Source organism: Burkholderia sp. E168m22 (assembly GCF_001319805.1).
Classification (GTDB): Bacteria; Pseudomonadota; Gammaproteobacteria; order Burkholderiales; family Burkholderiaceae; genus Burkholderia; species Burkholderia orbicola.
In genome coordinates this window covers 154,010-168,632 of sequence record NZ_BBSK01000101.1, presented here as the reverse complement: position 1 = coordinate 168,632, position 14,623 = coordinate 154,010, and the positions used below count along the sequence as shown (strand labels likewise).

Below are 14,623 nucleotides of genomic sequence, written 5' to 3'. Positions count from 1 at the left end.
TGTTCAGCGCGGTTTCAAGCCCCGAATGCAGAATTTCGTGCGTCGGCGCTCGACGCTCGACGCTCGACGCGGGCGATCGCATCGATCGGGCGGACGATCTACACCGCCGCCGCAATCGTCTCCCGCAACCACCGATGCGCGGGATCGCGATGCACGCGCTCGTGCCACAGCATCGACATTTCATAGCCGGGCACCTCGACCGGTGCGTCCACCACGCGCAGCGCGGGCACGTCGCGCACCAGCCGCTCGGGCAGCATCGCGACGAGATCGGTGCTCGCGACGGCCGACATCACGAACAGGAAGTGCGGCACCGACAGCACGACGCGCCGCGTGGCCCCTGCCTTCGCGAGCACTTCGTCCGTCACGCCGAAGAAGCCGCCGCCGTCGGGCGACACGATCACGTGTTCGAGCGTGGCGAACTGCGCGAGCGTCGGGCGCCGCTTCAGCTTCGGATGACCGGCGCGGCCGATCAGCACGTAGCGCTCGACGAACAGCGGCAGGCGCCGCATGCCGGGCGGCGACCCTTCCGTCGTATGGAAGGCCAGGTCGATGCCGTTTCGTTCGGCATCCTGCTCGATGCGCGGCGGCACGAGTTCGACGACGGCGAGCCGCGTGCCGGGCGCGGTCGAACGCAGCGTGCGCAGCGCGGGCAGCACGATCGTCGATTCGCCGTAGTCGGTCGCGGCCACGCGCCACGTGTGCGTCGCGGTCGCGGGATCGAACGGCGTGGCCGGGATCACCGCGCGCTCGACCGCTTCGAGCGCATTGCGCAACGGCTCGCGCAGCGCTTCCGCGCGCGCGGTCGGCCGCATCCCGCGCGGGCCGGGCAACAGCAGCGGATCGCCGAACACGTCGCGCAGTTTCTGCAGCTGCACGCTGACCGACGGCTGCGACATGTTCAGCTTCTCGGCCGCGCGCGTGACGTTGTGCTCGGCGAGCAGCACGTCCAGCGTGACGAGCAGGTTCAGATCGAGCCGTCTGAGATTATTCATGGCTATACCTGGGATATCAGGAATTCATTTCAAATATACCGTTGAAAGCCGCATCCTGCAGTCATTCAATCCACGGAGTGACGAACATGAATGTGCTGATCGTGTATGCCCATCCCGAGCCGCGTTCGCTGAACGGCGCGCTGCGCGATTTCGCCGTCGCGCATCTCGAAGCGGCCGGCCACGCGGTGCAGGTGAGCGACCTGTATGCGATGAACTGGAAGGCGACGCTGGATCCGAACGACGTGACCGATCGTGTACCCGATGCGCGATTCGATCCGTCGCTCGATTCGAAGCGCGCGTTCGCAGCGGGTACGCAAAGCGAAGACATCGCACGCGAGCAGGACAAGCTGAAGTGGGCCGACGCGGTGATCCTGCAGTTTCCGCTGTGGTGGTTCTCGATGCCGGCGATCATGAAGGGCTGGTTCGAGCGCGTATATGCGTACGGTTTCGCGTACGGCGTCGGCGAACATTCCGATACGCACTGGGGCGACCGCTACGGCGAAGGGATGTTGGCAGGCAAGCGGGCGATGATCGTCGTCACGACGGGCGGGTGGGAATCGCACTACAGCCGGCGCGGCATCAACGGGCCGATCGACGACTTGCTGTTCCCGATCCAGCACGGCGTGCTGTATTACCCGGGGTTCGACGTGCTGCCGCCGTTCGTGATCTACCGGACGGGCAAGATGAACGCCGCGCGTTTCGACCAGACGTGTACGGCGCTCGGCCAGCGTCTGAACGATCTGTGGACCACACCGCCGATTCCGTTCCGCCGGCAGAACGCGGGCGATTACGAGATTCCGGCGCTGACGCTGAAGGAGGACATCGCGCCGGGGAAAGTGGGGTTCGCCGCGCATTTGACCGCCTGACGGTTACTGCACACCCCGAGGCAGGGCGGCACGGACAACCGCCGCCAAATGCAAGATGCCAAACGCGGAATGCAAACGACCCGGCCGGCCTGCGTGACATCGCCGGCCGCCCGGGTCGTGCTTCTCGTGGCATCTCGTGGCACCTCGCGGCCGTGGGGCACGGCCGCGATTCACCGTTGCTTACCGATCGTCGTCCCGCACCGAAGACGGATGCCGGCACAGCGCCCGCACCTCCATCTCCATATACGGAAACAGCGGCAGCTGGCTCAGCACGTCATGCAGCTGCTGCACGCTTTCGACGTCGAAGATGCTGACGTTCGCATACTGCCCGGCGATCCGCCACAGATGGCGCCAGACGCCTTCGTTCATCAGCCGCTGGCACATCGCCTTTTCTTCGGCCTTCAGCGTGGCCGCCTTCACCGGGTCCATGTCCGCCGGCAGGCGAACGGTCATTTCCACATGAAACAGCATCCTGCACTCCTTGCGTTGTCGATTCGTCGAACGGGAAGGGCGCTCACGCCTGCGCGCGGGCCCGCTCGACTTCGCTGCCCGGCACGTCCTGCTTGTCCTTGAGCAGCGAGAAGTCGAAGTCGATCAGCGCGAACTGCCCGTCGACGCCGTACGGCTTGCCTTCCGCGCCCTCTGCCTGCCTGACCGGCGGGATCAGCCCGTCGCGCGTCGCGAATGCGAAGTCGTCCCACAGATGCGGATCGCCATCGATGTTGATCTGCGTCGTCAGCTTACGATAACCGTCCGCCGAAACGAAGAAGTGGATGTGCGCCGGACGATGGCCGTGGCGGCCGAGCTGGTCGAGCAGTTGCTCGGTCTTGCTGCCCGGCGGCACGCTGTAGCCGACCGGCAGCACGCTGCGGAAGCTGTAGCGGCCTTCGGCATCGGTGCGGATCGAGCGGCGCAGGTTGAACGCGGGCTGCGACGCGTCGAAGTACGAGTAATTGCCCAGATGGTTCGCATGCCACACCTCGACCAGCGCGTTCGCGAGCGGTGCGCCGTCCTGGCCGAGCACCCGGCCGCGCATGATCAGCGTCTGGCCCGGATCGGTGCCGTCGTCGAGCCGCGCGTGGCCGACCGATTCCGGCGCGCCGGCGACGTACAGCGGCCCTTCGATCGTGCGCGGCGTGCCGCCCTGGATGCCGGCCTTTGCCTCGGCTTCGTCCATCCGCACGTCGAGGAAGCGTTCGAGGCCGAGGCCCGCGGCGATCAGCCCGAATTCGCGGCCGGCTTCGTTCAGGTAGTTCAGGGCCGTCCAGAATTCGCTCGGCTGCACGTCGAAGTCCTCGATCGTGTAGCAGATGTCCTTCACGATCCGGTTGACGATCGCGCGCACGCGCGGGTTGCCGGGCTTCTCGGCGGCGTCGTCGAAGGTCTTCAGCAGGGCGTCGATGGCTTGCTTGTTCATCTGTGTCTCCGGTGTCGGTTGTCGTGTGGGGATCAGCGGGCGCCGCGTCGCATCCGTTCGATGCGGGCCCAGTCGAAGGTGATGCCGAGGCCGGGCGTCGCCGGCAGATGCAGCTTGAAATCCTCGTAACGCAGCGGCTCGACGAGGATCTCCTCGGTGAGCAGCAGCGGGCCGAACAGTTCGGTGCCCCATTTCAGCGAGTCGAACGTGCTGAACAGTTGCGCGGACGCCATCGTGCCGGCCGCGCCTTCGAGCATCGTGCCGCCGTACAGTTCGATGCCGGCCGCCGCGGCGATCGACGCGACGCTCGCCGCGCCCTGCAGGCCGCCCGATTGCGCGATCTTCACCGCGAACACGTCGGCCGCGCGATCCTGCGCGAGCGCGAACGCATCGACGGCGCCGTGCAGCGCCTCGTCGGCCATGATCGGCACCTGCGCGAGCTGCGTGAGGCGTTTCAGCCCCGCGCGGTTGGTCGCGGCGATCGGCTGCTCGACGAGGCTCACGCCGGCGTCGGCCAGCCGCGCGCCGGCCCAGATCGCGTCGGTTTCGCTCCACGCCTGGTTCACGTCGACCCGCACGTCGCCGCGCTCGCCGAGCGCGCGCTTGATCGCGACCACGTGCGCCACGTCGTCGGCGACCGCGTTCGAGCCGATCTTCAGCTTGAACGCGCGATGGCGGCGGGCGTCGAGCATCGCTTCGGCTTCCGCGATGTCGCGCTGCGTGTCGCCGCTCGCGAGTGTCCACGCGACATCGACCGTATCGGTCCGGCGCCCGCCGAACAGCTCGGACAGCGGCACGCCCAGGCGCCGCGCCTGCGCGTCGAACAGCGCGGTCTCGATCGCGCACTTCGCGAAGCGGTTGCCCTGGAACAGCTTGCGCGCCCGCGCCAGCGCGGCGCCCGGACGCGTCGCGTCCAGGCCCTGCAGCAGCGGCGCGAAGTAGGTGTCGATGTTGACCTTGATGCTTTCGGGGCTCTCCTCGCCATAGGCGAGGCCGCCGATGGTCGTCGCCTCGCCGACGCCTTCGATACCGTCCGTGCATCGAACGCGGACCAGCACGAGGGTCTGGCAATTCATCGTCGCGACCGACAATTTGTGGGGCCGGATCGTCGGCACGTCGACCAGCAGCGTCTCGATGCGTTCGATGGTGGCGGCAGTTGCTATCATGCGATTCCTCCTGTTGGTGCACATGGTAGGAATTCCGGCCCCGCGTCGTCCAACACTCTTTCCGACTACTTCCATACCTTTGAGGCATGAAATGGAATTGCGTCAGCTCCGTTACTTCATCGCCGTCGCCGAGGAAATGAACATCACGCGGGCGGCGGAGCGGCTGCACATGACGCAGCCGCCGCTGAGCCGCCAGCTCCAGGCGATCGAGGAGGAGATCGGGCTGCCGCTGTTCGAGCGTGGCGCACGGCCGCTGAAACTGACCGATGCCGGGCGCGTGTTCTATGCGCAGGCGAAACGTCTGGTCGACCAGGCCGACGAACTGGGGCCGCTCACGCGACGGCTCGCGCAACTGTCGGAGCGGATCGTGATCGGCTTCGTGCCGTCGGCGCTGTACGGCGCGCTGCCGGATGTGATCCGTGCGTTTCGCGAGGCGCAGCCGGACGTCGAGCTGTCGCTGATCGAAATGTTCACGCTCGAACAGCTCGGCGCGCTGAAGGGCGGGCGGATCGACGTGGGGTTCGGCCGCCTGCGCTTCGACGACGACCAGCTGGTGCGCGAGGCGCTGATCGAGGAAAAGCTGATCGCGGCGCTGCCGGCCGGGCATCGGCTCGCCGATCCGGCTCGGCCGCTGACGCTCGCGGATCTCGCGAACGAGACGATGATCGTCTACCCGAGCACGCCGCGGCCGAGCTTCGCCGATCAGCAGTTGTCGGCGCTGCGCGACGGCGCGGTCGTGCCGGCGGCCGTGCACGAGGTGCGCGAGCTGCAGACCGCGCTCGGGCTCGTGGCCGCGCAGGTGGGCGTGTCGCTGGTGCCGGAGAGCGTCGAGGGCGTGCGCGTGAAGGGCGTCGTCTACCGGCGGCTGCCGGAGCCGGGCGCGACGTCGCCGATCATCATGAGCCGTCGTCTGCACGGCGAAAGCGCGGCCACGGCCGCGTTTTGCGCGATTGCGCGGGAGATGATCGTGCCGGCCGCGTGACGGCTGCCGGACGGCCCAAAAACGCTCGCCGTGCGGGCCGATTATTGCCGCACATGGTTTTTTCTATCCTGCCCGTGCCGGATAAACCGGCAAGGCTGCTCTCCGTAAACAGGGTTGGACGCGGGGTTTCCCGCTCCGTATCGACCTGGAACATTCGAGGAGAGCAGCGTGAGCCGATTTGGGAAAAGCATAAAGTTCAGGATCTTTTTCGCGCTTGCCGCGTGTGTCGCGCTCATGGTCGCCATCGGCGTGTTCGGGCTGTTCGGCCTGTCGAGGCTGAATGCGAACGTCCACGATGCCTATACGGGCAATACCTTGCCGATCAGCGAGTTGTCGGAAATTCGCGCCGCGACCTTCGAGACGCAGCTGCGGCTGCGTGGGGCGTCGTCCGAGCGCGATCCCGCGCGGCTCCGGAGCGGGATCGACGAGACGCGTGCCGAGCAACGCCGTCTCGACACGATATGGAACCGCTACTACGGCCAATCGATCACGAGCGAGAAGGAGCAGCGCATCGCCGACCGCATTCGCGACGTGCTGCCCCGGTTCCGGGCCGGCGTGGACGCGGCCCTCGCAGCGGTGGACGGCGGGGACCGCGATGCCGCCACGGCGGCGATCGACCGGCTGGCGCCCGCCGCCGGCGCGCTCAAGCAGGCGCTCGACGACGACATCGCCCTGAACATCGATCAGGCGAAGTCGTTCGTCGATGACAGCGCGTCGACCTTCGTCATGATCTTGTGGATCGCGATCGGCCTGATCGGCATCGGCGTGCTGGTCGCGGCGTGGGTGTCCGCGCACCTGATGCGACACATCTCGACGCCGCTCGGGCAGGCCGTGAGCGTGGCCGACGAAATCGCCGGCGGGTCGCTGGACAACCGGATCGACATCGCTTCGCACGATGAATTCGGCCGGTTGCTCGGGGCGCTGGCGACGATGGACCGGCAGCTGGGTACGACGGTGCGCGGCATCAAGCGCAGCGCGGAAGCGGTGGCGGTCGCGTCGCGCCAGATCGCGAGCGGCAATGCCGATCTGTCGGCCCGCACGGAAGAGCAGGCCGCGTCGCTCGAGGAAACCGCGTCGAGCATGACGCAACTGACCGAGACCGTGAGGCAGAACGCCGACAACGCGCAGCAGGCCAATACGCTGGCGACGCGCGCAACCGGCATGGCCGATGCCGGCAACGATGCCGTGCAGAGCATGGTCGCGACGATCGGGCAGATCAGCAGCAGTTCCAGCCAGGTTTCCGACATCACGGGCGTCATCGAGGGCATCGCGTTCCAGACCAACATCCTCGCGCTCAACGCCGCGGTGGAGGCCGCGCGCGCCGGCGAGCAGGGGCGCGGCTTCGCGGTGGTCGCGAGCGAGGTGCGCAGCCTCGCGCAGCGCTCGGCGGCCGCCGCGAAGGAGATCAAGGAACTGATCGGCGCGTCGGTGTCGATGATCCGGGACAGCGCGCAGCAGGCCACGGGCGTCGGCGCGACGATGGGGGACGTGAAGCTCGCGATCAAGCAGGTGTCCGATATCGTCGCCGAAATCGCGGCGGCCTCGCGGGAGCAGAGCCAGGGGATCGGGCAGGTCAATCTGGCGATCGAGCAGATGGACCAGGTGACGCAGCAGAACGCGGCGCTCGTCGAGCAGGCAGCCGCGGCGGCGCATTCGCTCGAGGAGCAGGCCGGCCGCCTGCAGGCGGCGATGGCCACGTTCAAGCTCGCCCCGAATGCCGTCGATGTGCCGGCCGTGACGTCGGTCGCGCCTGCGCCGGCATCCGCGCTCGCCCTCGCGCCGACGAAACCGCCGGTGGTGGAGCCGCTGGCGGCAGGGCTGAGCGTCCCTGTCGCGGGCGGAGCCGTCGACTGGAAGGCATTTTGATCGGGATAACGGTTCGCAGCCTGCTGCGACGGGAGTATCGACCCTTGAAAGGCTCGACGCGTTCTGCTCACGTGGTACTCACGCTCGATGCGCTCGTCGACGCATGCGTGCGTTTCGATCCGTCGGACGGGGATCAACGGCTGATCGTCCGGACGCTGGTCGTGCCGATGCTCGCACGGCGGCTGAAGTGGCTGGGGCTGTTGCTGCGCGCGAGTCCGCGCAGCGAGGCCACGCGCACGATGCTCGAACGGATCGAAGGGGCGCTCGCGTGCGCGGCGGCACGGCTCGAGGCTGCGCGCCGGCCGTCCGCGGATACGGCGACGAATGCCGTGCCGCGGCGCGGACCGCGGGCGTAGATCCCGACGTCGTCGCGGGAGCGAGGGCCGACCGTCGCTCGGAGCGCGGTCGCCCGCACGAACGAAAGGCGAATGGTGGAGACAGCGATTGGCAGGACGGCGCGCGAAACGCCGCGTGCGGCGTGGAGCGGCGCGCGGACGGCTGCTTCAGCGCCTGGCGTCGAGCGTTTCCGACGGCGATTCGCCGAACTTCTCCCGATACGCGATCGCGAACCGGCCCAGGTGGGTAAACCCGCAATCGAGCGCGATATCGGCAATCCGCCGGTCCGATGCCGCGCCGCGCAGCAGTTCGCGCGCGTGCGCGAGCCGCGTCGCGCGCAGGTATTGCATCGGGCTCATCCCGCGGAATTGCAGGAACGCATCGCGCAGCGTCCGTTCGGGCACGTTGGCGGCCTGGACGATATCGGCGAGCTGCAGCGGCTGCGCGTAGTGCGCATCGACGAACTCCTGCGCGCGCCGCACGAAACCCGGCGCCGGGTCGCGGTGCGCCGCCTGCAGCACCGACGGCGGATGGCCTTCGATCAGCAGGTCGATCAGCAGATGCTCGAGCTGCGACGCGACCCGCGGGTTCGCGTTCGCACGTTCCAGCAGCTCGGGCGACCGCGCGACGAGCATCAGTTGCTGGCGCCACGCGGCGAGTGCGGTGTCGCTCACGTGCAGCACCGGGTCGAGCATCGCGCGCGGGTTGCCGGTCAGCGCGCCGACGGTCGCCGCGTCGATGCGCAGCACGAACTGCTCGCAATCGGCCGACAGCACCGCGTCGAAGCGCTCGCCGGGCGCGCACAGCACGCCGGTCTGGCCATCGACGCCGAGTTGCCGCCCCATCGCGCGCACTTCGGCCTGCCCGGACAGGCAGAACATCAGCAGGTAGTAGCCGTCGACGGCATCGACCTGCACGCGCATCGCGTCGCCGAACGCGATCGTGCCGATCCCGAGCCCGCCCAGCTTGACGAAATCCATGTGCGACGCACCCCGCACACGGCCGCTCGGCAGCAGCGCGTGCGGCTGCATCACGCGCGAGATTCGCTCGCGCGTCTCGTCGAGATCGCGGGATTCGAACAGCCGGTGCGCGCGCAGCGCGAGCGGCTCGAACGACGTTGGGGACATGGGCCTGTGCCTTGGTATGGACGACGCGCGCTTCGATCCGACGAATGGGTCGCGATCGTGCGGCGGCCGCGTGTGCCGCCATGCTAGCGCAGAAATCCGCCGAAAGTGGATATTGCGCCGCCGCAATCGCACTTTCCGGATAGACGCCGAATATTAGCTTTTCAAAAATCGGCTCCATGCATTCAACGCAACGGAACCACAAGGAGTCCGACATGGAGCAGACAGAATCGCCCGTCGTTTTCGCCGCGCGCGGCGACGCGTCCGACGTGACCTTCCCGCACGACGACGGCTCGCGCGTGCCGTACAAGGTGTTCAGCTCGCGGGCGGTCTACGATCGCGAGCAGGAACGCATCTTCCGCGGGCCGACGTGGAATTTCGTCGCGCTCGAAGCGGAAATTCCGAACGCCGGCGACTTCAAGAGCACGTTCGTCGGCGACACGCCGGTGGTCGTCACGCGCACCGAGGACGGCACGCTGTCCGCGTGGGTGAACCGCTGCGCGCACCGCGGCGCGCAGGTGTGCCGCAAGTCGCGCGGCAACGCGAGTTCGCACACGTGCGTGTATCACCAGTGGAGCTTCGACAACCAGGGCAACCTGCTCGGCGTGCCGTTCCGGCGCGGCCAGAAGGGGATGACCGGGATGCCGGCCGATTTCGACCCGAAGCAGCACGGGCTGCGCAAGCTGCGCGTGGACAGCTATCGCGGGCTCGTGTTCGCGACCTTCAGCGATGAAGTGGCGCCGCTGCCCGAGTATCTCGGCGAGCAGATGCGCCCGTGGATCGACCGGATCTTCCACAAGCCGATCGAGTATCTCGGCTGTACGCGCCAGTATTCGAAGTCGAACTGGAAGCTGTACATGGAGAACGTGAAGGACCCGTATCACGCGAGCATGCTGCATCTGTTCCATACGACCTTCAACATCTTCCGCGTCGGGATGAAGGCGCGCTCGATTCCGGATGCGAACCACGGGCTGCACAGCATCATCACGGTGACGAAGACGGGCGACGATACGTCGGCCGCGTACAAGCAGCAGAACATCCGTTCGTTCGACGAGGGCTTCCATCTGGAAGACGAATCGATCCTCGATCTCGTGTCCGAATACGACGAGGACTGCACGAACCATATCCAGCCGATCTTTCCGCAGCTCGTGATCCAGCAGATCCACAACACGCTGGTCGCGCGGCAGATCCTGCCGAAGGGCCCCGACAACTTCGAGTTGATCTTCCACTTCTTCGGCTATGCGGACGACACGCCCGAGCTGCGCGCGCTGCGCATCAAGCAGGCGAACCTCGTCGGGCCGGCCGGCTACATCTCGATGGAAGACACGGAGGCGACCGAGCTCGTGCAGCGCGGCACGGTGCGCGATGCCGACGCGACGTCGGTGATCGAGATGTCGCGCGGCAATCCGGACCAGCAGGACACGGTGATCACCGAGAGCCTGATCCGCAAGTTCTGGGTCGGCTACCAGAAGCTGATGGGCTATTGAGGCGGGAGCAAAAAATGACGGAAGACATGAAGACGTGGTTCGAGATTTACATGCTCCAGAACCGCTACATCGGGCACCTCGACAACGACCGGCTCGAACACTGGCCGGAGATGTTCACCGAGGACTGCACGTACGAGATCGTGCCGAAGGAGAACGCCGATCTCGGGCTGCCGGTCGGGATCGTGCACTGCACGAACCAGCGGATGCTGCGCGACCGCGTGGTGTCGCTGCGGCACGCGAACATCTACGAGGAGCACACGTACCGGCACATGACGTCGGGCCTGACGATCGTCGCCGAACGCGACGGCGAATTCGATACCGAGAGCAATTACGTGGTCGTGCAGACGCGCAGCAACGGCGAATCGAACGTGTACCAGGCCGGCAAGTACTACGACACGGTCGTGCGCACGCCCGACGGCTGGCGCTACAAGACCAAGCGCGTGATCTACGACACGTCGCGCGTGCAGACGCTGCTCGCGACGCCGATCTGACCGATCTGACCGCTCTGACGAAGCAAGGAACCGACATGACCGAAGCAACGCTGGCCGAGTGGCATCCGCTCGGCGCTTTCGACGAATTTTCCGAAGACGAACCGGCGGCGCGGGTCGCCGGCCAGAAGCCGATCGCCGTGTTCCGGATCGGCGACGAACTGTTCGCGATGCACGACCTCTGCACGCACGGCCATGCGCGGCTGTCCGAAGGCTATGTGGAGGACGGCTGCGTCGAATGCCCGCTGCACCAGGGGCTGATCGACATTCGCACCGGCGCGCCGAAATGCGCGCCGATCACCGAGCCGGTGCGGACCTATCCGATCCGGATCGTCGACGGGCAGGTGGAAGTCAATGTCGGCTGATCCGTTCGTGATCGTCGGCGCCGGCCACGCGGCGCGGCGTACGGCAGAAGCACTGCGCGAACGCGATGCAACGGCGCGCATCGTGATGATCGGCGCGGAGCGCGAGCTGCCGTACGACCGGCCGGCGCTGTCGAAGGACGCGCTGCTGACGGACGGCGGCGAACGGCGCGCGTTCATCCGCGATGCCGCGTGGTACGACACGCAGCGTATCGAGCTGCGGCTCGGCACGCGGGTCGACGCGATCGAGCGCGACGCGCGGCGGGTGCGGCTCGACGACGGTGCGACGGTGCCGTACGGCCAGCTCGTGCTCGCGACGGGCTCGCGCGTGCGCCCGTTCGGCGGGGCGATCGACGAAGGTGTCGCGGTGCACTACGTCCGCACGGTCGACGATGCGCGTGCGTTGCGTGCGCGACTGGCGCCCGGGCGCCGCGTGGCGGTGCTCGGCGGCGGCTTCATCGGCCTCGAGGTCGCGGCGGCGGCACGCCAGCTCGGTTGTGACGTGACGGTAATCGACCCGGCGCCGCGGTTGCTGCAGCGCGCGTTGCCGGAAGTGGTCGGTGCTTACGCGCGCCGGTTGCACGAGGCGCGCGGCGTGATCTTCCAGTTGGCGACGCTGCCGCGCGCGATTCGGCGCGCGCCGGGCGGCGACGCGGTCGTCGAGACCGATCGCGGCGACGTGCCGGCCGACATCGTCGTGGTCGGCATCGGCGTCGTGCCCAACGTCGAGCTGGCGCAGGCGGCCGGGCTCGACGTCGACAACGGGATACGCGTCGACGCAGGCTGCCGCACGGCCGATGCCGCGATCTTCGCGGCCGGCGAGGTGACGATGCACTTCAACCCGCTGCTCGGGCGGCATGTGCGGATCGAATCGTGGCAGGTGGCCGAAAACCAGCCAGCCGTCGCGGCCGCGAACCTGCTCGGCGCCGACGAGACCTATGCCGAGCTGCCGTGGCTGTGGTCCGATCAGTACGACTGCAACCTGCAGATGCTCGGGCTGTTCGGCAGCGAGCGCACGATCGTCGTGCGCGGCGATCCGGCAAGCGGGCCGTTCACGGTGTTCGGGCTCGGCGACGACGGCAGGATCGTCGCGGTGGCCGCGGCGAACCTGGGGCGCGACATCGGTGCGTCGCGCCGGCTGATCGCGGCAGGGGCGGTGCCCGATCCGGTGAAGCTGGCCGATCCGGCGGTGAACCTGAAAACGTTTCTGTGACGCGGTGAACGAACGCGGCCGGCGTGGCCGCGTTCGCACCGGGCAACTGGCACGTGGGCGAAGCCCGTGCCGGGCGGCATGCCCGGCGTGCGGGTTTGTCGTCGGTCGGCGATCGGTGCATATTAGCGGCATTGCCGTTTCACCGGTCGCCCATGACGCCAGACAAAGCTCTCGAACTGAAACGCAGCAAGCGCCGCGCGCTATGGCTGCTCCTGGCCGCCGTCGCGGTGTTCGTCACCACCATCCTGCTGCCGCGCGGCCCGTGGGTCGACGGTTTCAAGGCCGTCGCCGAAGCCGCGATGGTCGGTGCGCTCGCCGACTGGTTCGCGGTCGTCGCACTGTTCCGTCGCGTACCGATCCCGTTCGTGTCGCGCCATACCGAGATCATTCCGAAGAACAAGGACAAGATCGCCGACAACCTCGCGGTATTCGTGCGCGAGAAATTCCTCGGCCCCGATGCGCTCGCCGCGCAGATCCGCCAGCACGATCCCGCGCAGAAGCTCGGCGCGTGGCTCGGCGAGCCGGCGAACACCGACGCGCTCGGCGGCTACGTGACGAAGCTGATGAGCTTCGCGCTCGACATGACCGACGACGCGCGGATCCAGTCGTTCGTCCACGATGCATTCCGCGCGGTGATCGACCGGGTCGACCTGTCGCAATCGGCCGGCGCGATCCTCGATACGCTGACGAAGGACGGCCGCCACCAGGCGCTGCTCGACGACGCGATCGAACAGGTGGTCGACGTGCTCGACAAGGAAGAGAACCGCGAGGTGATCGCGGGCTTCATCGTCGAGTGGCTGAAGACGCAATACCCGAAGGTCGAGAAGATCATGCCGACGCAGTGGTTCGGCGAGAACGGCGCGCGCATGCTCGCGAGCGCGGTGAGCCGCGTGCTCGAAGGCGTGGCGGCCGACCCCGAGCACGAGCTGCGGCAACGCTTCGACCGGACGGTCGTGCGGCTGACCGAGCGGCTGAAGCACGACCCTGCGTTCATCGCGAAGGGCGAGGAGATCAAGCGCTATATTCGCGACGGCGATGCGTTCAACGAGTATGTGCGCGACTTGTGGGACCAGTTGCGTGCGTGGCTGAAGGCCGATCTCGCCCGCCCCGATTCGGCGCTGCACCGGCAGGCCGCGACGCTGGGCGGCTGGCTCGGCGCGCGGCTCGCCGGGAGCCCGGCGCTGCGTGCGTCGCTGAACGAGCATGTGGAGCGGGCCGTGCACGAGATGGCGCCCGATTTCGCCGATTTCCTGATGCGCCACATTCGCGACACGGTGCGCAACTGGGATGCGCGCGAGATGTCGCGACAGATCGAGCTGAACATCGGCAAGGATCTGCAATACATCCGGATCAACGGCACGCTGGTCGGCGGGCTGATCGGGCTCGGGTTGTATCTGGTGTCGCTGGTGCCGCGCTGGGCGGCCGGGTGGCTGCACTGACGCGGGTACGGGCATTGCACCCGCGGCGCGACGCCGTGCACCGCCGGCTCACGCGGCAGCCTTGGCGCCGTGCAATTGCAGGCCGAGCGCCTTGATGACCTTCAGGATCGTGCCGAAGCTCGGATTGCCGTCGTGCGACAGCGCCTTGTACAGCCCTTCGCGCGACAGGCCCGCATCGCGGGCGACCTGCGACATGCCGCGGGCACGGGCGATCACGCCGAGCGCATGCGCGATGAAGGCCGGATCGTCGCCGGCCTCCTGCAGGCAGGCGTCGAAGTAGTCGGCCATGTCGTCTTCGGTTTTCAGGTGTTCGGCCGAATCCCACGGCCGCGTCTTGATCTTGTCCATCGATCACTCCATGTCGAGGTGCGCGGGCATTGCGTGCGCGGCGCGGATGTCGGCCTGTTGCGTCGATTTATCGCCGCCGCAGAGCAGGATGACCCATATCGTTCCGCGCCTCACGTAATAGACGCGATAGCCGGGGCCGTGGTCGATACGCATTTCGACGACGGGGGAGCCGGCGGATTTCCAGTCGCCCGGATTGCCCATCGACAGACGGTCGATGCGCGCCTGGATGCGCCGCCGCGCGACGCGATCCGGCAGGCCGGCGAACCACGCTTCGAAGACGTCGGTGGTCCGGATGCTGAACGTAGGCGCACTGTAGGGCACGGATTGCAGGATGTCAACCATGGTTCACATGTTCGATGAATGGAATTCGGTTGCGCCTACGGTAGCGCCGCGCGCGTCGTTCGAGGTGGAATTGGCCGTCAGGCCGATCCCGTCGCGCGGCGGGAGCCGGCCATCCGGTCGAAGTCGGAATCTCGCGAATCCGTCTACAATCAAAAACGTCTTTGCCGCCCGCGCGTGCTTGCCGCGTGCGGGCGG

16 protein-coding genes are annotated in these 14,623 nt (G+C 67.5%); 9 read left to right on the top strand and 7 right to left on the bottom strand.

Translation table 11 applies throughout. The annotated features are described in order from the left end of the window. Window positions 1–98 precede the first annotated feature (98 nt). Complete coding sequence (locus tag AP428_RS23330; protein WP_011548244.1) at window positions 99–992, bottom strand: LysR family transcriptional regulator; 894 nt, start codon at window positions 990–992, stop codon at window positions 99–101. A gap of 86 nt (window positions 993–1,078) precedes the next feature. Here AP428_RS23330 and AP428_RS23325 point away from each other — a divergent pair, with 86 nt between their 5' ends. Then, a complete protein-coding gene (locus AP428_RS23325) occupies window positions 1,079–1,858 on the top strand; it encodes an NAD(P)H-dependent oxidoreductase (RefSeq protein ID WP_011548243.1) in 780 nt (259 codons plus the stop codon). 180 nt (window positions 1,859–2,038) lie between these two features. On the opposite strand, the gene catC is transcribed toward AP428_RS23325, so the two are convergent. From catC to AP428_RS23310, 3 genes are read right to left on the bottom strand one after another with little or no spacing between them, the layout of a single operon-like run. Then, window positions 2,039–2,329 carry a muconolactone Delta-isomerase gene (gene catC / locus AP428_RS23320; RefSeq protein ID WP_006479534.1) on the bottom strand — a complete coding sequence of 97 codons (291 nt, stop codon included), beginning with the start codon at window positions 2,327–2,329 and terminating at the stop codon, window positions 2,039–2,041. Between the two features lie 43 nt (window positions 2,330–2,372). Then, window positions 2,373–3,275 carry a catechol 1,2-dioxygenase gene (gene catA, locus AP428_RS23315; RefSeq protein ID WP_006479533.1) on the bottom strand — a complete coding sequence of 301 codons (903 nt, stop codon included), beginning with the start codon at window positions 3,273–3,275 and terminating at the stop codon, window positions 2,373–2,375. 32 nt (window positions 3,276–3,307) lie between these two features. Beyond that, window positions 3,308–4,441, bottom strand: coding sequence for a muconate/chloromuconate family cycloisomerase (locus AP428_RS23310; protein ID WP_011548241.1), 1,134 nt, complete (start codon window positions 4,439–4,441; stop codon window positions 3,308–3,310). A 91-nt stretch (window positions 4,442–4,532) separates the two neighbouring features. Here AP428_RS23310 and AP428_RS23305 point away from each other — a divergent pair, with 91 nt between their 5' ends. The 3 genes from AP428_RS23305 (at window position 4,533) to AP428_RS23295 (ending at window position 7,645) form a co-directional block, all read left to right on the top strand. After that, window positions 4,533–5,423: a LysR family transcriptional regulator gene (locus AP428_RS23305; RefSeq protein WP_011548240.1), complete on the top strand. Its 891-nt coding sequence runs from the start codon at window positions 4,533–4,535 to the stop codon at window positions 5,421–5,423. Between the two features lie 168 nt (window positions 5,424–5,591). Continuing rightward, a complete protein-coding gene (locus AP428_RS23300) occupies window positions 5,592–7,289 on the top strand; it encodes a methyl-accepting chemotaxis protein (RefSeq protein WP_011548239.1) in 1,698 nt (565 codons plus the stop codon). A gap of 44 nt (window positions 7,290–7,333) precedes the next feature. Continuing rightward, complete coding sequence (locus AP428_RS23295; RefSeq protein ID WP_011548238.1) at window positions 7,334–7,645, top strand: hypothetical protein; 312 nt, start codon at window positions 7,334–7,336, stop codon at window positions 7,643–7,645. 147 nt (window positions 7,646–7,792) lie between these two features. Here AP428_RS23295 and andR read toward each other — a convergent pair whose 3' ends face one another. Further along, window positions 7,793–8,752, bottom strand: coding sequence for an anthranilate 1,2-dioxygenase regulatory protein AndR (gene andR, locus AP428_RS23290; protein ID WP_011694667.1), 960 nt, complete (start codon window positions 8,750–8,752; stop codon window positions 7,793–7,795). A gap of 212 nt (window positions 8,753–8,964) precedes the next feature. Here andR and andAc point away from each other — a divergent pair, with 212 nt between their 5' ends. The 5 genes from andAc (at window position 8,965) to AP428_RS23265 (ending at window position 13,738) form a co-directional block, all read left to right on the top strand. Then, window positions 8,965–10,236 (top strand): anthranilate 1,2-dioxygenase large subunit AndAc, encoded by a 1,272-nt coding sequence (andAc, locus tag AP428_RS23285; RefSeq protein WP_027811470.1) that lies wholly within the window; start codon window positions 8,965–8,967, stop codon window positions 10,234–10,236. Between the two features lie 14 nt (window positions 10,237–10,250). Continuing rightward, window positions 10,251–10,727, top strand: a complete 477-nt coding sequence (gene andAd, locus AP428_RS23280; protein ID WP_011548235.1) for an anthranilate 1,2-dioxygenase small subunit AndAd — start codon at window positions 10,251–10,253, stop codon at window positions 10,725–10,727. Window positions 10,728–10,762: 35 nt separating this feature from the next. Then, window positions 10,763–11,089, top strand: coding sequence for an anthranilate 1,2-dioxygenase ferredoxin subunit AndAb (gene andAb / locus AP428_RS23275; RefSeq protein WP_006479527.1), 327 nt, complete (start codon window positions 10,763–10,765; stop codon window positions 11,087–11,089). Then, complete coding sequence (gene andAa / locus AP428_RS23270) at window positions 11,079–12,299, top strand: anthranilate 1,2-dioxygenase system ferredoxin--NAD(+) reductase (RefSeq protein ID WP_011548234.1); 1,221 nt, start codon at window positions 11,079–11,081, stop codon at window positions 12,297–12,299. Before andAb ends, andAa begins: the two co-directional genes overlap by 11 nt. A 152-nt stretch (window positions 12,300–12,451) precedes the next feature. After that, window positions 12,452–13,738, top strand: a complete 1,287-nt coding sequence (locus AP428_RS23265; protein WP_011548233.1) for a DUF445 domain-containing protein — start codon at window positions 12,452–12,454, stop codon at window positions 13,736–13,738. A 48-nt stretch (window positions 13,739–13,786) separates the two neighbouring features. Here the strand turns inward: AP428_RS23265 and AP428_RS23260 are convergent, their stop codons facing one another. Then, the gene (locus tag AP428_RS23260; RefSeq protein ID WP_006490972.1) at window positions 13,787–14,086 is read right to left on the bottom strand and encodes an addiction module antidote protein; all 300 of its coding nucleotides are present in this window, start codon (window positions 14,084–14,086) and stop codon (window positions 13,787–13,789) included. 3 nt (window positions 14,087–14,089) lie between these two features. Further along, on the bottom strand, window positions 14,090–14,428 hold the full coding sequence (locus AP428_RS23255) for a type II toxin-antitoxin system RelE/ParE family toxin (protein WP_011548231.1): 339 nt from the start codon (window positions 14,426–14,428) through the stop codon (window positions 14,090–14,092). Window positions 14,429–14,623: the final 195 nt, after the last annotated feature.